The sequence below is a fragment of the Allobosea caraganae genome (assembly GCF_003351345.1).
Taxonomy (GTDB): domain Bacteria; phylum Pseudomonadota; class Alphaproteobacteria; order Rhizobiales; family Beijerinckiaceae; genus Allobosea; species Allobosea caraganae.
The window spans coordinates 108090-126523 of record NZ_QQTO01000019.1 but is presented as its reverse complement, the minus strand read 5'-3'; the positions used below and the strand labels follow the sequence as shown (position 1 = coordinate 126523).

Sequence of the window (18434 nt, the reverse complement as noted above, 5' to 3'; positions counted from 1 at the left end):
CCTTCCCTTATTCATCCGTCGCGGCCGCGGGGAAGCGCGCCGTGATGGCCTTGACGATCGGCCCCATGCGGGAGCCGAGCGAGCCCTTGACGGTGAGCACGTCGCCGGCGCGGATCGCGTCCACCACCAGCGGCTCCAGCCCGCTCGCCTGCGCGGCATAAGCGCCGCGGTGCCGTGCTGGCAAGGCGTCGTAGAGCCCGCGCATCAGCGGGCCACAGGCAAAGACGAGGTCGACATTGTTCTCGTCGACCGCCCCGGCCAGCCCCTTGTGCAGGTCCGGCCCGGTCTCGCCGAGCTCGAGCATGTCGCCGAGCACGGCGATGCGGCGACCGCGGCCCGAGACCGGCATGCGCCCGAGATTCTCGATCGCGGCGCGCATCGAGGCCGGATTGCCGTTATAGCTCTCGTCGATCAGGATGAAGGTACCGGCCGGCGCGTTGAGCATCTGGCTCGCGCCGCGTCCCACTGGCGGCTTGAGCTCGCCGAGCGCCAGCGCCGCCAGCGCGAGATCGGCCCCGAGCGCCTCGACCGCCGCCAGCACCGCCAGCGAATTCAGCACGATGTGCTTGCCGGGGCTGCCGAGCCGATAGGCGACCGGCTGACCGAGCACGACCGCATCGACCGTCGAGAGGTCGGCTTTGAGCGCGCAGGAGACGAGCCTGACATCGGCGTCGGCATGCTCGCCGAAGCTGATGACCCGCCCGGCCGGGCTCGCCTCGGCAAGCTTGCGCAACAGGCCGGCCTGCGCGACGTCGGCATTGACGATCGCGGCGCCGCCAGGCTTCAAGCCCTGGAAGATCGACGCCTTCTCCCGGGCGATGCCGTCGACCGACTCGAACGCCGCCAGATGCACCGGCTGCACCGTTGTGACGATCGCGACGTCCGGCGTGACCAGCTTCGCCAGGGGCAAAATCTCGCCGGGCGCGTTCATGCCGATCTCGTAGACGCCGTAGCGCACCGAGGCCGGCGTGCGGCACAGCGTCAGCGGCACGCCCCAATGGTTGTTGTAGGAAGCGACCGGCGCATGGGTCTCACCCTGGCGCGAGAGCACGAGGCGCAGCGCCTCCTTGGTGCCGGTCTTGCCGACCGAGCCGGTGACGGCGACGACGCCCGCCTTCAGCTCGGCCCGGCGCGCGACGCCGGCCCGCTCCATGGCGCGCAGCACGTCGTCGACCACGGCATAGGACCCTGCGCCATTGAAGCGCGAGGCATGCGCCTCGTCGACCACGGCGAGCGCAGCGCCCTTCTCAACGGCACCGGCGACGAACTCATGCCCGTCGCGCGCCTCGCCCTGGATCGCGAAGAAGGCATCGCCCGGCTCAAGTGTGCGCGTGTCGATCGAGATGCCGGAGACCGTGGCGGGCAGGCTGCCGACGCGGCGTGCGCCCATCGCCTGCAGAAGCTGCTCTCCGGTCCACAAGGGCGCGCCGCTCATCCTTCGATCTCCGCAATCGCCGTCCGCACCACCTCATGATCGGAGAATGGCAAGGTCCGGTCGCCTATGATCTGGCCGGTTTCATGGCCTTTTCCGGCCACGACCAGCAAATCCCCAGGCTGGATCATCGCGACCGCATGGCGGATGGCCTCCGCCCTGTCGCCGATCTCGGTGAGCTTCGGCGAGGCCGCCATGACCTCGGCCCGGATCGCGGCCGGGTCCTCGCTGCGCGGATTGTCGTCGGTGACGATAGCGATGTCGGCCTTCTCGGCGGCGATGGCGCCCATCAGCGGGCGCTTGCCCTTGTCGCGGTCGCCGCCGCAGCCGAAGACGCAGATCAGCTTCCCCGTCGCATAGGCCCGCAGCGCGCCGAGCACCGCGGCAAGCGCGTCCGGCTTATGCGCGTAGTCGACGACGATCAGCCCGCCATTGACCTCGCCGACCCGCTCGAGCCGCCCGGGCACGCCCTGAAGACCCGAGATCGCCTGGAGGGAAGCGGTGGCATCCTCCCCCGTCGCGATCGCCAGCCCGGCCGCGACCAGCGCATTGCCGGCCATGTAGTCGCCGACCAGCGGCAGCAGCACCTCGACCTCGCGGCCCTCGGCCCTGACGCGCAGGCGCTGCGAGAAGCCTTCGTGCGTAACCGAGAGCAGCGTCAGCGTCTCGCCGGCCCGGCCGATGCCGATCAGCGGGTGCTTCTTCGCCGCCGCCTCGGCCGCCTCTTTCGCATAGGGCTCGTCGCGGTTGATCACCACCGGCATTCCGGCCGGCAGCAGCTCCCAGAGCCGCATCTTGGCGGCGAGGTAGTCCTCGATGGTCGGATGATAGTCGAGATGGTCGCGCCCGAGATTGAGGAAGGCGCCCGCCCTCAGCCTGACGCCGTCGAGCCGGTGCTGGTCGAGCCCGTGCGAGGACGCCTCCATCGCCAGGTGGGTGATGCCGTCTCCCGCCAGCCTGTCGAGCGAGGCGTGCAGCGTCAGCGGATCCGGCGTGGTCAGCGAGCCGTATTTGGCGCCCTTCGATGTGACGATGCCGACCGTGCCGAGGCTCGCCGCCTCGCGGCCGAGGCCTGCGAAGATCTGCCGGGTGAAGTCGGCAACCGAGGACTTGCCGCTGGTCCCGGTCACCGCGACGATGGTCGCGGGCTGGCGCGGATAGATCCGCGATGCGGCCAGGGACAGGGCCAGCCGCGGCTCGGGAACCGTGGCGAAGGCGACCGAGGAATCCAGCCCCTCCGGCCGCGCCTCGCCGGAGACGATGGCCGCGGCGCCGCGGCTCACCGCGTCCGCGATGAACTGCGCGCCATTGGCCTTGGCGCCGGCTAGCGCGATGAAGACCTCGCCCGCCACGACCTTGCGGCTATCGGCCCTGACGCCGGCAACCAGGCGCAAGGCGTCGTCCGGAAACGCCCCGGGAAAGAGCTGGCCCAGGCTGAAACCGCGTCCGTCCATGATCCCGTCTGATCCTTGTGAAAGTCAGCGCGTGCCCCACGCACCCAGCTTCGCCATCAGCGGGAAGGGCGCGACCGGCGGTTCGAAGCGCGGCGGCAGGCCGAGGATCGGCGCGGCGCGCTCGATCAGCTTGCCGGTGGTGACGCCGGCATTCCAGGCGGCGGTCGAGTAGCCACCGCTCTCGGCATAGCCTTTAGGCTCGTCGTAGATCGCGAGGAAGAGGTATTTCGGCTTGTCCGAGGGCGCGATCGCCGTGAAGGTCGTGAAGTTGCGGTTCTTGGCGTAGCGGCCGTTGATGACCTTCTCGGCCGTGCCGGTCTTGCCGCCGACGAAATAGCCGGGGATGTCGGCCTTGCGGGCCGAGCCCTTCTCGCCGTTGAGGCGCATGATGTAGCGCAGCGCCTCCGAGGTCTCAGGCTTGATCACCCGCACGCCCAGGCGCTGCGCCTCTTCCTGCGAGCGCTTGATGAAGGTCGGCGTGATGAAGTTGCCGCCATTGACCAGCGCGCCGACCGCCGCCATCGCCTGGATCGGCGCGACCGCGAGGCCGTGACCGAAGGCGATGGTCGCCGTGTTGATCTCGCCCCAGCGCTTGGGCACGATCGGCTCGGCGCTCTCAGGCAGCTCGGTGCGCATCCGGTCGAGCTGTCCCATCTTGCGCAGGAAGGCCTTGTGGCCCTCGACGCCGACCGACAGCGCCATCTTGATCGAGCCCATGTTGGACGAATGCAGGAACACCTCCGGCACGGTCAGGGTCCGGCCGGTGCCGTGGTATTCCTTGATGACCTGGCGGCCGAAGCGCATCATGCCGCCGGCCGTGGAGTACGACGAGTTGATGGTCGCCTTGCCCGAGTCGAGCGCCATCGCCACGGTCAGCGCCTTGAAGGTCGAGCCCATCTCGTAGACGCCGACATTGATCCGGTTGATCCGGTCCTTGTCATGGGCGTCGACCGGGTTGCTCGGGTCGAAATCCGGCAGCGAGACCGAGGCGATCATCTCGCCGGTCGTCACGTCCATGATCGCGCCGGCCGCCGCGATGGCGCGGAAGCGCTCCATGCCCTTCATCAGCTCGTCGCGCAGCAGGTGCTGCACGCGCAGGTCGATCGAGAGCTGGACCGGCTTCAGGTCCGAGGCCTCGGTCGCGAGCCCGGCGCCGGTGAGGTCCTGCAAGCCTTGCGAGTCGATCCACTTCTCGATGCCGGCGATGCCGACATTGTCGACATTGGCGAAGCCGAGGATATGCGCCGCCGCCGGCCCGTTCGGATAGACGCGCTTGTTCTCGGGCACGAAGCCGACGCCGGGAATGCCGAGATGGTGCACCTCGGCCTGCTGGCGCGGCGTGATCTCGCGCTTGACCCAGACGAAGCCCTTCTTGGTATTGAGCTTGTCGCGCAGATCCTTGGCGTCGAGATCGGGCAGGACGGCGGTGAGCAGCTCCGTCGCCTCGTCCTTGTCGAAGATCTTGCGCGGCTCGGCGAAGACCGAGACCGTGCGCACGTCTGTCGCCAGCACGGTGCCGTTGCGGTCGACGATGTCGGGCCGTGCCGCCGAGATCTCGCCCGAGGTCGCGCGGCGCAGGCCGACCTGCTCGGCCGGCATGGTTGCGAGCATGACGAGCCGCGTCGTGATCGCGATGAACAGCGCGGAGAAGCCGAGGATGACCAGGCCGACGCGCGGCTGGCTCTTCTCGCCGCTCATCCGGAAGACGTCGCGCAGGAAGCTCAGGCGGCCGCGCTTCGGCTTGGCCTCGCCGTAGCCGTCAGTCGTGGCCTCGGTGGTTGCGCTCATGGGCGGCCTCCCGGCGTGGTGACGCCTTGCGCCTTGCGGTCCTTCGGGGTCTCGGTCGGCAGGCCGAGCCCGAGATCGGCGAGCTTGCGGCCGATCTCGTCGACCTTCGGCCCGCGATTGGGCAGGTCCGAGGCGCGCACGACCTGCGACACGGAGAAGGCCTGGAGGTCGAGATGGCGCTCGGCCAGCGTCTGCAGCCGGTCGGGCCGGTTGAGGAACTGCCACTCGGCCTTGAGCACGGCGATGGCGTCGCGTTCGCGCTGCGCCTTGGCCTTCAGCTTCTGGAGCTGCTCGGTCTCGAGCGTCGTCTCGTACTTGATCGTGTAGGCATAGAGCGCCGAGGAGACCAGCGCGCCGATTGCGATGACATGCAGGAGCTTGATCATGCGGCTCTACGATCTCCGGCGCGGCGGCTGCGGTTGCGGGAGGCCGGCGAGCGCGACCAGATCGGGCTCCGGCGGGCGGGCCGGGCTTTCGGTGCGTTCGGCGGCACGCAACTTGGCTGAGCGGGCGCGCGGGTTCTCCCGCATCTCCGCCTCGGACGGCGCGACCGGCCCCTTCGTCACCAGCTTGAAGGTCGCGACCGGGGCGGCCGTCACCGGGGCATGGCGCGAGCCGGCCGGGGCGCGGCCCGAGCGCGCCGTCAGGAACTGCTTGACGATGCGGTCCTCGAGCGAATGGAAGGTCACGACCGCGAGCCGGCCGCCGGGCTTGAGCACCCGCTCGGCAGCGTGCAGCGCCTGGACCAGCTCGCCGAGCTCGTCATTGACCGCGATGCGCAGCGCCTGGAACACCCGCGTCGCCGGATGGGCGCCGCCGGGCTCGGCCCAGACGACGCTGGCGACGAGTTCGGCCAGTTGCTTGGTGGTTGAAAGCGGCGCCTTGCGCCTGGCCTCGATCACGGCCCGCGCCACGGCGCGCGAGCGCCGCTCCTCGCCGTAATGGTAGAAGATGTCGGCGAGCACGCCCTCGTCCGCCTCGTTGACGAGATCGGCGGCGCTTTGCCCATGCCGTCCCATGCGCATGTCGAGCGGCCCGTCGAAGCGGAAGGAGAAGCCGCGCTCGGCCTCGTCGATCTGCATCGAGGACACGCCGATATCGAGCACGACGCCGTCGAGCGGCGCCATCTCGAAGCGCTCGGCCTCCTCGGCCAGCTCCCCGAAGCGGGCCTGCGAAATCGTCAGGCGGCCGTCCATCGCCGCGACGAGGTCGGCTCCGCCGGCAACCGCCGTCGGGTCGCGGTCCAGCGCGAGCAGGGTCGCCTCGGGCTCGCGTTCGAGCAGCGCGCGCGCATAGCCGCCGGCGCCGAAGGTGCCGTCGAGATAGCGGCCACCCGGCTTCAGCGCGAGCGCGTCGAGGGCTTCCGTCAGGAGCACCGGCACATGACGAGCCGGTCCGCCAATGGTGCCGGTCTCCCGGCTGCCATGGCCCGTCATGTACCCGCCGCTCCCGACGAAATCACGGTTTGCGAGCCCAAGGCCCGCTTGACGTCGCGCAGCCGGCTGCGCGCCGCCTCCAGATGCGCCTGGAAGCGCGCGGGCTCCCAGATCTGAAACTTGTGGCCATGCCCGACGAAGGTCACGGCGTCGCCGATGCCGGCATGCGCCTTCAGCGTCTCGCTCAGCATGATGCGGCCCTCCGGATCGACCTTCAGCACTTCGGACGTGCCGTTCAGCGCCGTCGACAGGGATTCCCACTCGTCCGAGAACGGCGAGAAGCGCGACAGGATGTCGTCGATCGTGGCCCGCAGCGCGTGCCCGCCGGCATCCAGCGTTTCCAGATCGAGCGCGGGGTGAACGTAGAGCCCCTCGTAGCCATCCTTGAGCAGGACGGCGCGGAAGCTCGCGGGAATCGAGACGCGGCCCTTGGCGTCGAGCCGGTTGGTGAAGTTCGAGACGAAGCGGTCCGTCAACGCCGCCTCCCGGCCTGCACTCACCCTCCCCGATCAACGGCCGCAAGGGCGGGATCAGGGCCTCCCATCGAAGCAGGCAAAGCGCTGGCACGGGCCAAGATCCGCGCGGCACACGGACCCTGACCTGCATTTCGCCTGCCGGCTTCGACGGGATGATTTGGGATAGCATGGGTTATTATGGGCGTCAACGAAATCGAGTGCCCCGACGCGGTGACGCCGGAGCCAAGCCGCATCACATCCCGTTAAGGTTAAGTATCCGTAACCGCCGCGTTTTTCGGATGACCGCGGGCGTGCGGTCAGGCGGCTCGGAGCAAAGAATTTATTTCGAAGCCAGAAAGCGTTCGGACAACCCTCAGCCCTCATCCTGAGGAACGAGCTTCAGCTCGCGTCTCGAAGGATGCTCCACTGCTCTCTGGATCGCCCTTCGAGACGCCGCTTCGCGGCTCCTCAGAGGCTGCCCGATAAAGAACACCTGCTTCCAAGGGTTTAAGAATCGAGCACAACGGTGCCGTCATCCCGGGCAAGCGCAGCGCAGTCCCGGGATCCATCGTAGAGCGCCGGAGCCCTACGATGGATCCCGGGACTCCGCTTCGCTGCGTCCGGGATGACGGCGCGTTTGAGCCGGATGAGACATCCCTGGAACCGCACGCTACAGTTCGAGCCAGCCTCTCAGGATGAGGGCTGAGGGCCTCAAGCCAGGCCGTCGGCCGCCTTCAGCAGCTTGTCGCGCAGCCCGTGAAGCTCGCCGACCATCCGCCTCGCCTCCTCCGGCGAGCCGCCGATCGCGCAGCCCATCTTCTCCGGCACCAACCGCGCCTTGTCGCCGAGCGTCTGCCCCGCCTCGGTCACGAACAGCCGGACCTGCCGCTCATCCTCGCGGTCGCGCTCGCGGCGGATCAGCCCGGCCGCCTCCATGCGCTTCAGCAGCGGCGTCAGCGTGCCGGAATCGAGCATGAGCTGCTCGCCGACCGCCTTCACGGTGATGCCGTCACACTCCCACAGCACCATCATGACCAGATATTGCGGATAGGTCAGGCCGAGATCGGCCAGCACCGAGCGGTAGAGCTTCGTGAAGGCGTGCCCCGCCGAATAGATGGCGAAGCAGAGCTGCTCATCCGCCTTCGGCAACGGCGCCTTGGAACCATCCGGCCTTGTCATCGCTTCGTTTCGCATTCTGACCACCCTTCGCACATCGCCCGAACGCCCGTGCGGCGCAACCGGTTCATTGCGAGAAATTATGTCGTTGACAATTAGATTGTGCACTACTTATATGCTGATCGCAAGTTCACAACACCCCACGCCGGGCGGATCGATGAAGATCCGCCGGCAAAACCCCAGGAGCGCATCATGAAGATCCTCTACACCGCGCATGGTTCCGCCACCGGCGGCCGCGAAGGCCAGGCCGCGACCGACACCGGCAACGTCAAGCTCGTGCTGAACACGCCGAAGGAGCTCGGCGGTGGCGGCGGCGAGGGCACCAACCCCGAGCAGCTCTTCTCGATGGGCTATTCCGCCTGCTTCCTCGGCGCGCTCAAGGTCGTCGCCGGCAAGGAGAAGGTGAAGATCCCGGAGGACGCCCGCGTCAGCGCCGATGTCGGCATCGGCCCGCGCGATGACGGCAAGGGCTTCGGCATCGCCGTGAAGCTGACCATCTCTGTCCCCGGCGTCGACAAGGCCGTGGTCGAGGACCTCGTCCAGAAGGCCCATATCGTCTGCCCGTATTCGGACGCGACCCGCGGCAACATCGAGGTCGACCTCAACGTCGCCTGAGGCATGCTGACAGCGCGACCTGGTAAGCGGCGGAACCTCGCCGTCATCCCGGACGCAGCGAAGCGGAACTCCGGGATCCATCGTAGAGCGCAGAGCCTTACGATGGATCCCGGGACAAGCCCGGGATGACGGCGAGGGTTCGAATTCGCCGATACGCATGAACGCAAACGGGCCGGGAGATCGCTCCCGGCCCGTTTCGCTTTTAGAGATGGAGTGCCAGCCGGCCTGTAAGCCGGGTTCTGGATGGCCGGGAGATCGCTCCCCCGACGTGACGGCCATTCCTCTGGGACGCACATTACTGCGCGCCTCGAGCAACCAACCCGGACGACCGGGCCTGGAAACCGGCCCCTCCTCCCTTGCGGGAGGAGCATCGTCCCTATTCGGTTTTGCTCCCGGTGGGGCTTGCCATGCCGTCCCCGTTGCCGGGTCCGCGGTGCGCTCTTACCGCACCTTTTCACCCTTACCTCGTGCCGAAGCACGAGGCGGTTCGATCTCTGTGGCGCTTTCCCTGGGGTCGCCCCCGCCGGACGTTATCCGGCACCGTGTTTCCGTGGAGCCCGGACTTTCCTCCCCCGCGAACGAGAGCGGCCGTCCGGCCGACTGGCAGCCCGGCTAAGTGGCCCGGCGCACTGCTCGCGTCAAGCGACGGTTCCCGGCTTATGAGTTCTGCGCGGAGATCGTCCGCACCTTGGCACAATATGTCCGATTTGCGCCGCTCATCCGCGTGGCCAGATGGCCGCTCTGGTACTTCATGATGGCGCGGCAGGTATCGCCGCCGGCGAGCCGGTAGGCCTGCGCCAGATATTTCATGCCGAAGCGGGCATTGGTCTCGGCATCGAGCAGGCCGCTGGGGCTGCCGGAATAGCCCAGGCCGCGCGCCGTCTGATGGCGGATCTGCATCAGGCCGAAATTGCCGGCATGGGCGGCGCGGGGATTGTAGCGGCTCTCGACCCGGACGACCGCGTCGGCGAGCGCGAAGGGCACGCCCTCATTTGCAGCGTAGCGCGCGATGATCGCGCGGACGGCGTCCGAACCTGCCGGAGCGGCCAGGGCCTGACGGCGGTGGGACTTGCCCACGACCTTGGCCGTATCGGACTCTTGGGCGACCTTCTGGTCCTCTCCCGAAAGCGGAGTCGCAGCGCCCGTTTCGCCATTCACAGCAGTGCACGCCGTCTGCAACGACGCTAGGCAAATCGCAAGCGCAGCGGCTCTACCGCGGGGTGTATATATCATGATCGACCGGTCCCAATCTTCGGAATGCGAATGGATGGGGCAACCGAACTGATGGGAAAATGTGTTGATAATCTGACCATCCCACAAATAAAACTAAGCTCTATTTCGTTGAAATTTTTGTTTAGCCTCGATTCACACCTATGTAATTATCATGTATTGAGCGCCAGAACCATTTGGGCGCCCCAGTCTTGGCGCCGCGCCGAAGCGACGCCAAATCATCGCCGCATTGCCGACGCATTTGCCCGTCGCACTGGTGGCGCTTCGGCAAGGTTCGCCACAGCTCCGCCGCAGAGATTCGGCACGGGGAGGCAGTTGGACTGCGGCGAATGGCCCGGGGCGCCGCATGATTGGCGCTCAAGCCCCAGCCGACTAGTATGATTGCCCTCACGGCTACCCGCGCCAGCTCCGGCTGCGTCCAATGCCGGGATTTTTCTCACAGGCCGGGCCGGGAGGCGCCTGAACGATGGTTTCGTCTTTCTGGGGGGCGCTTGGCGGCGGCGGCATCGGCTTTGCGCTGGGCGGCCCGCTCGGTGCCCTCATCGGCGCTCTCGCCGGCCACATGCTCGTCGACCGCGAGGGCGCGCCCTTCGGCCCGGCGCCGCGCGAGCTGATCTTCACCACCGGCCTCGTCGCGCTCTCCGCCAAGATGGCGCGCTCGGACGGCGTCGTGACCCGCGACGAGGTCGCGGCCTTCCACCGCATCGTCAAGGTCCCGCCCGAGCAGCAGGGCCGGATCGAGCAGCTCTTCGACCTCGCCAAACAGACCAGCGCCGGCTTCGAGGCCTACGCCGCCCAGATCGCCGACGCCTTCAAGGACGAGCCCGCCCTGCTCGAGAACGTGCTCGACGGCCTCTTCCTGATTGCCGCCGCCGATGGCGCGATCCATGAGGCCGAGCATGCCTATCTGCGTGACGTCGCGCGGATCTTCGGCACGGGAGAAGCCGATTTCGCCCGGATCGAGGCGCGCCACATGCGCCGTCCCGACGATCCCTATCTCGTCCTCGGCGCCAGCCGCGAGATGAGCGATGCCGAGCTGCGCCAGCTCTACCGCCGCCTCGTCATCGAGACCCATCCCGACCGGCAGATCGCCCGCGGCCTGCCCCAGGAGGCGGTGGCGATCGCCACCCGCCGCCTGGCCGCGATCAACGCCGCCTGGGACCTGATCGAGAAGGAGCGCGGCCTTGGCGTGCGCGCCTTGCCGGAGCCCGTATGAGCCTGACACTCGCGCCCGACAGCCGCTTCGCCGCCAAGATCTTCCCCTCGCCCAACCATGGCGAGCGCAAGTTCGCCGACGGCAGCCTCGGCCGGCGCCCGGACATGCTGATCCTGCACTATACCGGCATGTCCGAGGCCGGCGAGGCGCTGCAATGGCTCTGCAACCCGGTGGCGCAGGTCTCCTCGCACTACTTCGTCTTCGAGAACGGCCACACGCTCCAGCTCGTGCCGGAGGAGCGCCGCGCCTGGCATGCCGGCGCCTCGCACTGGGCCGGCGAGACCGACATCAACTCCTGCTCGATCGGCATCGAGATCGCCAATCCCGGCCATCCCGGCGGCCTGCCCGACTTCCCGCCGGAGCAGATCGGGGCGACGCTCAACCTCTGCCGCGACATCTGCGAGCGCTGGAGCATCCCGCCCGAGCGCGTGCTGGCCCATTCCGACATCGCGCCCGGCCGCAAGATCGACCCCGGCGAGAAATTCCCCTGGCGGCACTTTGCCGAGGGCGGCGTCGGCATCTGGAGCGAGCCCGCGCCGATCCGCGGCGGCCGCTTCTTCGCCCGCGGCGAGAGCGGCCAGCCGGTCGAGGCGCTGCAGGCGATGTTCGCCATGCTCGGCTATGGCGTCGCGGTCGATGGCGTCTTCGACGAGAAGCTGGAGGCGGTCGTCGCCGCCTTCCAGCGCCATTGGCGGCAGGACAAGGTCGACGGCGTCGCCGACGCCTCGACGATCACCACGCTGCGCGACCTGCTGGCGCTGACCCAGGCCTCGCGTACGGCGTAAGCCGGGCCAAGTGTCGTCTAACCGGCACATTGCAGTAAGTTAACTCGCCTATACCCTCGGATTCTGGCATGTTTCGCAGCGTGCCGGATCAGGTCGCGGGAGGACGCTCAACTTGCGCAAATGGGTGATAGCAGCCGGGCTCGGTATCGCCGCCGTGGCAGCCGGCTACTGGACCTTGCGGCCGACGGGCGGGGCGGCCAGCGACGTCGCCTATCGCACCGCGCCGATCGACCGCGGCCAGATCACCGCCGCCGTGCGCGCCACCGGCACCCTGACCCCAACCACCACCGTCGTGGTCGGCTCGATGCTCTCGGGCCAGATCGTCGAGATCCTCGCCGACTACAACTCGCAGGTGAAGGCCGGCCAGATCGTGGCGCGCCTGAACAGCGACCAGATCAAGACCCGCCGCGACGCCGCCGCCGCCGACCTCGCCCAGAGCAAGGCCGATCTCTTGGTCAAGCGCGCCCAGCTCGACCGCGCCAAATCCGCTCGCATCAAGGCGAACTCCACCATCAAGGACCTGGAGGCGCAGCGCGACCGCACCGCCGCCCAGCTCGCCGACGCCAAGCGCACCTTCGACCGCCAGAGCGAGCTCTTCAACCGCGGCGCCGGCTCGCAGCAGACCTTCGACACCGCCCGCACCCAGGTCGACATCCAGACCGCCTCGCTCGCCTCAAACGAGGCGCAGCTCGCCTCGGCCAAGGCCGAGCTCGGCGGGCTCGACGCCGACATCGCGCTCGCCGAGGGCCAGGTCCAGTCCGGCGAGGCGCTGATCATGAGCCGCGACGCCAAGCTCAGCGACATCATGATCGACCTCCAGCGCACCGACATCCGCTCGCCGGTCGACGGCGTCGTGGTCCAGCGTCAGGTCGACCTCGGCCAGACCGTCGCAGCCTCCCTCTCCGCCCCGGTGCTGTTCCAGATCGCGCAGGACCTGCGCGAGATCGACATCTACGCCAATATCGACGAGGCCGATGTCGGCCGGCTCAAGCCCGGCCAGCCCGTGACCTTCTCGGTCAACGCCTATCCGAACCGCACCTTCGAGGGCCGCGTCCTGATGGTCCGGCTCGGCGCGCAGACGATCTCGAACGTCGTGACCTATACCGGCGTCGTCCGCGTCGAGAACGCCGACATGGCGCTGCTGCCCGGCATGACCGCCAACCTCCAGGTCGTGACCGAGGACCGCCAGAACGCGCTGCGCGTCGCCAACGCTGCCCTGCGCTACCGCCCCAGCGGCGTCGTCGCCGGCCCCCTCGCCGCGCCAACCGCCTCCCCTGCCGGCCCCGGCGGGGCCCGCAATGGCGGCCGCGCGGCCTCGGCCCTGCGCGAGCGCATCGAGACCGAAATCCAGCCCACGGCCGAGCAGAAGCAGGTTATCGCCGCCATCATGCAGGAGCGCCGCACCGGCGGCCGCGAGGCCATGGCCGGGCTCTCCGAAGACGAGCGCCGCGCCGCCTTCCGCGCCGCCCGCACCGAGATGCAGGCCAAGATCGCCGCCGTGCTCGACCCCGAGCGCAAGGCAAAATTCCTGGCGATCATGCAGGAGGGCCGCCCCTCCGCCCAGCAGGCCGTGCCCGGCCGGGTCTACGTGCTCGACGGCGACCAGCCCAAGGCGGTGCAGGTCATGCTCGGCCCGACCGACGGCGCCTATACCGAGATCGTCTCCGGCGACCTGAAGGACGGCACGCAGGTCATCGTCGGCGGCGGCCCGCGCAGCACGGCCACGCCCGAGCAACCCGCCGGCCGTCCGGCCGTGCGCGGCCCGCGGCTGTTCTGAGGCCGAGCCCATGGCCCTGATCGAAGCGCGCGAGCTCAGCCGGGTCTACGATCTCGATTCCGGCCGCGTCACCGCGCTCGACCGCGTCTCGCTGGAGATCGAGGCCGGCGACCTCGTCGCGGTGATGGGCCCTTCCGGCTCCGGAAAATCCACCTTCATGAACCTGATCGGCTGCTTGGACAGGCCGACCGGCGGCCATTACGTGCTCGACGGCGTCGCGGTCGAGACGCTCTCCAGCGACGGCCTCGCCGAACTGCGCAACCGCAAGCTCGGCTTCGTCTTCCAGCAGTTCAACCTGCTGCCGCGCGTCGACGCCTCAGCCAATGTCGAGCTGCCGATGGTCTATGCCGGCGTCGACGGCAAGACGCGGCGCGCGCGGGCGCTCGCAGCGCTTGCCCGCGTCGGCCTGGCCGACCGCGCTCATCATCGGCCGATGCAGCTCTCCGGCGGCCAGCAGCAGCGCGTCGCCATTGCGCGGGCCCTGGTCAACGAGCCGCGCCTGCTGCTCGCCGACGAGCCGACCGGCGCGCTCGACAGCCGCACCGCGCTCGAGATCCTCGGCCTGTTCCAGGACCTCAACCGTGAGGGCGTCACCGTCGTCCTCGTCACGCACGATGCCGAGGTGGCGCGCCATGCCCGCCGCGTCATCCGCTTCCGCGACGGCCATCTGCTCTCCGACCAGCGCCAGGAGCCCGCCGACGCGCGCGCCGCGCTGGCTGCGCTCGATCTCGCCCATGCGCTACCGGAGGCGGCAGAATGAGCATCTGGGAAGCCGTCCGCTCGGCATTGTCGGCCATCGGCGCCAACGCGCTGCGCTCCGCCCTGACCATGCTCGGCATCATCATCGGCGTCGCCGCCGTCATCGCCATGGTCGCGATCGGCTCCGGCGCGCGCGAGCGCGTCACCAGCCAGATCAAGTCGCTCGGCGCCAACCTCGCCATCATCCAGTCCGGCAACGTCACCCAGGGCGGCGTCAGGCTGGGGGCCGGCGCCTCCGCGACGCTGACCGACGAGGATGCCCGCGCCGTCGTCGCCGAGGTCGAGAACGTATTGGCCGCGGCCCCGGTGATCACCACGCGCGCCCAGGCCGTCTATGGCGGCACCAACTGGTCGACCCAGATCACCGCGACCGATCTCGACTTCTTCACCGCCCGCGAATGGGATGTCGGCGAAGGCCGGCTGTTCGAGCCGGAGGAGCTGCGCCGCGGCGAGATCGTCGCCATCATCGGCCAGACCGTGGCGCGCAACCTCTTCGGCGAGGAGAACCCGCTCGACCAGCAGTTCCGCATCCGCAACGTGCCGTTCAAGGTCATCGGCGTGATGGCGCCCAAGGGCCAGTCGGCGCTGGGCCAGGACCAGGACGACGTCATCTTCGTGCCGCTCGACACCGGCCGCCGCCGCATCATCGGCCGCAACTACGCCCGCGACCGCTCGGTCCAGACCATCATGGTCAAGTTCGCCAGCGAGGACGCCATCGCGCCCGGCATCGAGCAGACCAGCGCCCTGCTGCGCCAGCGCCACCGCCTGACCGAGGACCAGGATGACGACTTCATCGTCCGCAACCTGACCGAGATCGCCAACACCGCGACCGCTGCGGCCAACACCCTGTCCTGGCTGCTTGCCGCCGTCGCCGGCGTCTCGCTGCTGGTCGGCGGCATCGGCATCATGAACATCATGCTGGTCTCGGTCACCGAGCGCACGCGCGAGATCGGCCTGCGCCTCGCAGTAGGCGCCCGCCAGCGTGACGTGCTGGCGCAGTTCCTGATCGAGGCGACGACGCTGGCCACCATCGGCGGCGCCGTCGGCATCGCGCTCGGCATCGGGGCTGCGCTCACCATCGCCCGCATCGCCGGCTGGCCCTCGGTCGTCTCGATCGAGACGATCCTGATCGCGGTCGGCGTCTCCGGCATGATCGGCGTCTTCTTCGGCTTCTACCCGGCCCGCCAGGCGGCACGGCTCGACCCGATCGAGGCGCTGCGGCGGGAATAGCACAGGCGCCGGGGCCTCACCGGCCGCAAGCTTCCGTTAATCTTTCTCGCACTAGCGTCTTTGACGTTACGGCATGGCCAAAAGCCGGCCGTCTGTCGCACGAGGCGAGATTTGAACCGCACGCCGCTATCCGACGCCGAAGCCCGACGCCTCTACGATCAAGCAGCGTTGCTGGCGGGCATCGGTGCCTGGGAATGCGAGCTCGCGACCGAGCAGTTGAGCTGGACGGACGGCGTCTACGACCTCTTCGGCCTGCCGCGCGGCTCGACCTTGCACCGGCCCTCGGCCGTCGACCTCTACCATGACGACTCGCGCGCCGAGATGGAGCGCCTGCGCGCCGGCATGATCCGCTCCGGCAAGGGCTTCGTCCTCGACGCCCGCATCACGACGGCAGCCGGCGCCGAGCGCTGGATGCGCCTCAGCGCCGACATTTCGCACAGCCATGGCCGGCCCGTCCGCATCCACGGCGCCAAGCAGGACATCACCCGCGAGAAGCAGATGTGGCAGGGCCTGCGGCAGCTCGCCTATAACGACCCGCTCACCGGCCTGGCCAACCGCCGCGCCTTCGAGACGCAGCTATCCGAGCTGCGCCGCCATCCGGCCGGTGGCGGGGCCTTCGGCGTCCTCGCCATCATCGACCTCGACATGTTCAAGCCGATCAACGACCGCCTCGGCCACGCCGCCGGCGACGCCTGCCTGCGCCAGGTCGCGCTGCGGCTGGAGACGACGCTGAGCGACGCGCTGCTGATCGCCCGCATCGGCGGCGACGAGTTCGCCCTGCTGCTCTGCTCGACCGCCGGCTGGCCTTGTCTCCGGCATCGGCTCGGCCAGGCGCTGGCGGCGCTGGCGCGCCCGGTCGCCTGGAACGGGCGGCAGATCGAGCTCAGCGCCTCGATCGGCGCGACGATGCTGAAGCCGGGCCGGTATCTCGACCCGACGCAGAGCTTCGCCGAGGCGGATTCGGCCCTCTATGTCGCCAAGGCCGCCGGGCGCAACCGGCTCCACATCTTCGGCGACCCGCTGCAGCATTGCGGCCTGAGCGAGACGCTATCCTTTGCGCCTCCCGCCAGCGTCTTGCTGCCCGTCTGAGCTTCCGCGCAACTCGCACCGTCCGAAATCAGCCTGCGGCAGTAGTCTGAGAACCGCATCAGTTCGCCGGGCAAGGACGAACGACGAAAGTCTATCGCCTTTCACAATAGTCACCCGTCTGTCGCACTGCCTGCCTAGGTTGCACCGGGCTGATGGGTGAGAGGTGAGCGGCGTCACGTCGGCGTTGCTTGCGTGGCCGTGGGAGTAATGTCCCGCGTCGGATTTCTCATGCCTGATCGAGCAGCCTTCACGGAGCGGATCAGATGCAAGTCGATATTTTCACGCAGGTGATCGTACCTGTCATCGGTGGCCTGGGCATCTTCATGCTCGGCCTCGAATTCATGAGCAACGGCATCCAGAACCTCGCCGTCAACAAGATGCGCGCGCTTCTGGCCAAGATCGCCGGCACCCCGATCAAGGGCGTGATCGCCGGCACCTTCATCACCGGCATCATCCAGTCCTCGACTGCGATGAGCGTCATGGTCGTCGGCCTGGTCAATGCCGGCGTGATCGGCTTGCGGCCCGCCATCAGCGTGATCATGGGCGCCAATATCGGCACGACGCTGGGCAACGGCCTGATCGCGCTGCCGCTCGGTCCGCTCGGCCTGCTGCTCGCCGGCATCTTCGCGCTGATCTACATCTTCGGTAAGACCGACAAGGTGAAGAACATCGCGCTCGCCTGCATGGGCTTCGCGCTGATCTTCTACGGCCTCAACCTGATGACCGGCGGCCTGCGCCCGCTGCGCTCGATGCCGGAAGTCATGGGCGTGATCTCGGCGCTCAAGGCCGACACCTACCTCACCCTGCTCTACTGCGTGCTGATCGCCGCCGGCATCACCGCGATGATCCACTCCTCCTCGGCCACGATCGGCATCGTCATGGGTCTCGGCGCCGCCGGCATCCTCGACTGGAAGACTGCGGTCGCCTTCTCGCTCGGCGCCGATCTCGGCACCACCGTCACCTCGTGGATGGCCTCGCTCAACCTCTCGAAGAACGCCAAGCGCGCGGCCTACGCCCATATCTCCTTCAACATCATCGGCGTCGCCATCACGATACCGCTCTTCTTCGTCTCGATGGACGTGCTGACCTGGGCCATGCAGTGGTTCGGCGGCAACCCGGGCATCCCGGTCATCAAGGACGGCAAGGAGACCTATCCGCTCATCCCGGTGGCGATCGGCCTCTACTCGACCTTCTTCAACATCTTCAACACAGTCCTGCTCTTCCCCTTCGTCGGCGTCTTCGAGCGCGTGCTGCTCAAGGTCGGCGCCTCGCATCTCGACGATGTCGAGGACTACTCGCAGCCGCGCTTCCTGGTTCCGGGCGCAGCGGCTGATCCGGCCGTCGGCGTCGCCGCGGTGCAACGCGAGACCGGGCGCTACCTCGAAGCCGCCCGCCTCTTCCTCGACATCGCCAAGGGCGCCGAGAACGCCCCCGACAAGGTCGAGGAGCACTATGCCGCGATCGACATCCTCAACCGCGAGATCCGCTCCTACACCTCCGGCATGTTCGCGGCCGAGATGCCCTATGCCCGGGCCGACCTGATCGCCAGCCTGATCGAGGAAGAGGACTACACCGCCAGCCTTGGCGAGACGCTCTACCAGATCGCGCGGCGCGTCGAGCGCCAGCCGCTCGGCGAGCACGCCCGGGTTCTGGTCGACCAACTCGTCGATCAGGTCTCCGACGCGCTGCGCGCCATCATCCCGATCGACCAGGCCAACCCGCCTGTGACTGCCGAGGCCGAGCCGCGCCTCGCCGGCCTGCTTCAGCTGCGCGAGCGCTGCCTGCGCCTCGGGGCGGAGCTGCCCTGGATCGAGCGCGGCGCCATCCTCGCCCTGCTCGGCAGCGCCGAGCGCGCCTTCTACCTGGTCGAGCGCATCGACGCCGAGCGCAAGACGGTCTCGCGCAACGTCCCGGCCAGCGCCTCGGCCCAGCAGCAGCGCGGCTCCGAGGGCCTCAGCGGCGCGGCCGTACCGGCCTGATCGTTCAGTAGAG

The 18434-nt window shown here is 68.6% G+C and carries 16 protein-coding genes and 1 other RNA gene; 8 read left to right on the top strand and 9 right to left on the bottom strand.

The genetic code is table 11. The features are described 5' to 3' along the window. Positions 1 to 7: 7 nt before the first annotated feature. The 7 genes from DWF00_RS08720 to DWF00_RS08690 all read right to left on the bottom strand — a co-directional run bounded on the left by DWF00_RS08720 (position 8) and on the right by DWF00_RS08690 (position 7744). Positions 8 to 1435: a UDP-N-acetylmuramoylalanyl-D-glutamyl-2,6-diaminopimelate--D-alanyl-D-alanine ligase gene (locus tag DWF00_RS08720; protein ID WP_114827215.1), complete on the bottom strand. Its 1428-nt coding sequence runs from the start codon at positions 1433 to 1435 to the stop codon at positions 8 to 10. Next, the gene (locus tag DWF00_RS08715) at positions 1432 to 2886 is read right to left on the bottom strand and encodes a UDP-N-acetylmuramoyl-L-alanyl-D-glutamate--2,6-diaminopimelate ligase (RefSeq protein ID WP_114827214.1); all 1455 of its coding nucleotides are present in this window, start codon (positions 2884 to 2886) and stop codon (positions 1432 to 1434) included. The genes DWF00_RS08720 and DWF00_RS08715 overlap by 4 nt, the downstream gene beginning before the upstream one ends. Before the next feature lie 24 nt (positions 2887 to 2910). Continuing rightward, the gene (locus tag DWF00_RS08710; protein ID WP_114827213.1) at positions 2911 to 4674 is read right to left on the bottom strand and encodes a peptidoglycan D,D-transpeptidase FtsI family protein; all 1764 of its coding nucleotides are present in this window, start codon (positions 4672 to 4674) and stop codon (positions 2911 to 2913) included. Beyond that, positions 4671 to 5060: a cell division protein FtsL gene (ftsL, locus tag DWF00_RS08705; RefSeq protein ID WP_114827212.1), complete on the bottom strand. Its 390-nt coding sequence runs from the start codon at positions 5058 to 5060 to the stop codon at positions 4671 to 4673. Before ftsL ends, DWF00_RS08710 begins: the two co-directional genes overlap by 4 nt. A gap of 6 nt (positions 5061 to 5066) precedes the next feature. After that, the gene (gene rsmH / locus DWF00_RS08700) at positions 5067 to 6110 is read right to left on the bottom strand and encodes a 16S rRNA (cytosine(1402)-N(4))-methyltransferase RsmH (RefSeq protein WP_114827211.1); all 1044 of its coding nucleotides are present in this window, start codon (positions 6108 to 6110) and stop codon (positions 5067 to 5069) included. After that, positions 6107 to 6586 carry a division/cell wall cluster transcriptional repressor MraZ gene (locus DWF00_RS08695; protein ID WP_114827210.1) on the bottom strand — a complete coding sequence of 160 codons (480 nt, stop codon included), beginning with the start codon at positions 6584 to 6586 and terminating at the stop codon, positions 6107 to 6109. Before DWF00_RS08695 ends, rsmH begins: the two co-directional genes overlap by 4 nt. A 690-nt stretch (positions 6587 to 7276) precedes the next feature. Beyond that, positions 7277 to 7744, bottom strand: coding sequence for a MarR family winged helix-turn-helix transcriptional regulator (locus DWF00_RS08690; protein WP_114827209.1), 468 nt, complete (start codon positions 7742 to 7744; stop codon positions 7277 to 7279). A 189-nt stretch (positions 7745 to 7933) separates the two neighbouring features. Between DWF00_RS08690 and DWF00_RS08685 the strand changes: the two genes are divergently transcribed. After that, the gene (locus tag DWF00_RS08685) at positions 7934 to 8356 is read left to right on the top strand and encodes an organic hydroperoxide resistance protein (RefSeq protein WP_114827208.1); all 423 of its coding nucleotides are present in this window, start codon (positions 7934 to 7936) and stop codon (positions 8354 to 8356) included. Between the two features lie 212 nt (positions 8357 to 8568). Here the strand turns inward: DWF00_RS08685 and rnpB are convergent. Together rnpB and DWF00_RS29375 are read right to left on the bottom strand one after the other, a co-directional pair. Beyond that, positions 8569 to 8960, bottom strand: an RNA gene (rnpB, locus tag DWF00_RS08680) — RNase P RNA component class A. 53 nt (positions 8961 to 9013) lie between these two features. Further along, entirely contained in the window at positions 9014 to 9433 is a 420-nt protein-coding gene (locus DWF00_RS29375) for a lytic transglycosylase domain-containing protein (RefSeq protein ID WP_181832455.1), read from the bottom strand. Between the two features lie 619 nt (positions 9434 to 10052). On the opposite strand from DWF00_RS29375, the gene DWF00_RS08670 reads away from it, so the two are divergent. The 7 genes from DWF00_RS08670 (at position 10053) to DWF00_RS08640 (ending at position 18421) form a co-directional block, all read left to right on the top strand. Further along, on the top strand, positions 10053 to 10802 hold the full coding sequence (locus DWF00_RS08670; protein ID WP_114827206.1) for a J domain-containing protein: 750 nt from the start codon (positions 10053 to 10055) through the stop codon (positions 10800 to 10802). After that, positions 10799 to 11587, top strand: coding sequence for a peptidoglycan recognition protein family protein (locus tag DWF00_RS08665; protein WP_114827205.1), 789 nt, complete (start codon positions 10799 to 10801; stop codon positions 11585 to 11587). The genes DWF00_RS08670 and DWF00_RS08665 overlap by 4 nt, the downstream gene beginning before the upstream one ends. A gap of 112 nt (positions 11588 to 11699) precedes the next feature. Further along, positions 11700 to 13364 (top strand): HlyD family secretion protein, encoded by a 1665-nt coding sequence (locus DWF00_RS08660; protein ID WP_114827204.1) that lies wholly within the window; start codon positions 11700 to 11702, stop codon positions 13362 to 13364. Positions 13365 to 13374: 10 nt separating this feature from the next. After that, positions 13375 to 14124, top strand: a complete 750-nt coding sequence (locus DWF00_RS08655) for an ABC transporter ATP-binding protein (protein WP_114827203.1) — start codon at positions 13375 to 13377, stop codon at positions 14122 to 14124. Further along, positions 14121 to 15353, top strand: coding sequence for an ABC transporter permease (locus DWF00_RS08650; protein WP_114827202.1), 1233 nt, complete (start codon positions 14121 to 14123; stop codon positions 15351 to 15353). Before DWF00_RS08655 ends, DWF00_RS08650 begins: the two co-directional genes overlap by 4 nt. Positions 15354 to 15464: 111 nt before the next feature. Continuing rightward, positions 15465 to 16442 (top strand): diguanylate cyclase domain-containing protein, encoded by a 978-nt coding sequence (locus tag DWF00_RS08645; protein ID WP_114827201.1) that lies wholly within the window; start codon positions 15465 to 15467, stop codon positions 16440 to 16442. Positions 16443 to 16705: 263 nt separating this feature from the next. Continuing rightward, positions 16706 to 18421 carry a Na/Pi cotransporter family protein gene (locus tag DWF00_RS08640; RefSeq protein WP_114827200.1) on the top strand — a complete coding sequence of 572 codons (1716 nt, stop codon included), beginning with the start codon at positions 16706 to 16708 and terminating at the stop codon, positions 18419 to 18421. The last annotated feature ends 13 nt before the right edge of the window (positions 18422 to 18434 follow it).

Coding starts and splice junctions, on each gene's coding strand:
- DWF00_RS08720 (WP_114827215.1), bottom strand. CDS start 1,435: ATGAGCGGCGCGCCCTTGTGGACCGGAGAGCAGCTTCTGCAGGCGATG.
- DWF00_RS08715 (WP_114827214.1), bottom strand. CDS start 2,886: ATGGACGGACGCGGTTTCAGCCTGGGCCAGCTCTTTCCCGGGGCGTTT.
- DWF00_RS08710 (WP_114827213.1), bottom strand. CDS start 4,674: ATGAGCGCAACCACCGAGGCCACGACTGACGGCTACGGCGAGGCCAAG.
- ftsL (WP_114827212.1), bottom strand. CDS start 5,060: ATGATCAAGCTCCTGCATGTCATCGCAATCGGCGCGCTGGTCTCCTCG.
- rsmH (WP_114827211.1), bottom strand. CDS start 6,110: ATGACGGGCCATGGCAGCCGGGAGACCGGCACCATTGGCGGACCGGCT.
- DWF00_RS08690 (WP_114827209.1), bottom strand. CDS start 7,744: ATGACAAGGCCGGATGGTTCCAAGGCGCCGTTGCCGAAGGCGGATGAG.
- DWF00_RS08685 (WP_114827208.1), top strand. CDS start 7,934: ATGAAGATCCTCTACACCGCGCATGGTTCCGCCACCGGCGGCCGCGAA.
- DWF00_RS08670 (WP_114827206.1), top strand. CDS start 10,053: ATGGTTTCGTCTTTCTGGGGGGCGCTTGGCGGCGGCGGCATCGGCTTT.
- DWF00_RS08665 (WP_114827205.1), top strand. CDS start 10,799: ATGAGCCTGACACTCGCGCCCGACAGCCGCTTCGCCGCCAAGATCTTC.
- DWF00_RS08655 (WP_114827203.1), top strand. CDS start 13,375: ATGGCCCTGATCGAAGCGCGCGAGCTCAGCCGGGTCTACGATCTCGAT.
- DWF00_RS08650 (WP_114827202.1), top strand. CDS start 14,121: ATGAGCATCTGGGAAGCCGTCCGCTCGGCATTGTCGGCCATCGGCGCC.
- DWF00_RS08640 (WP_114827200.1), top strand. CDS start 16,706: ATGCAAGTCGATATTTTCACGCAGGTGATCGTACCTGTCATCGGTGGC.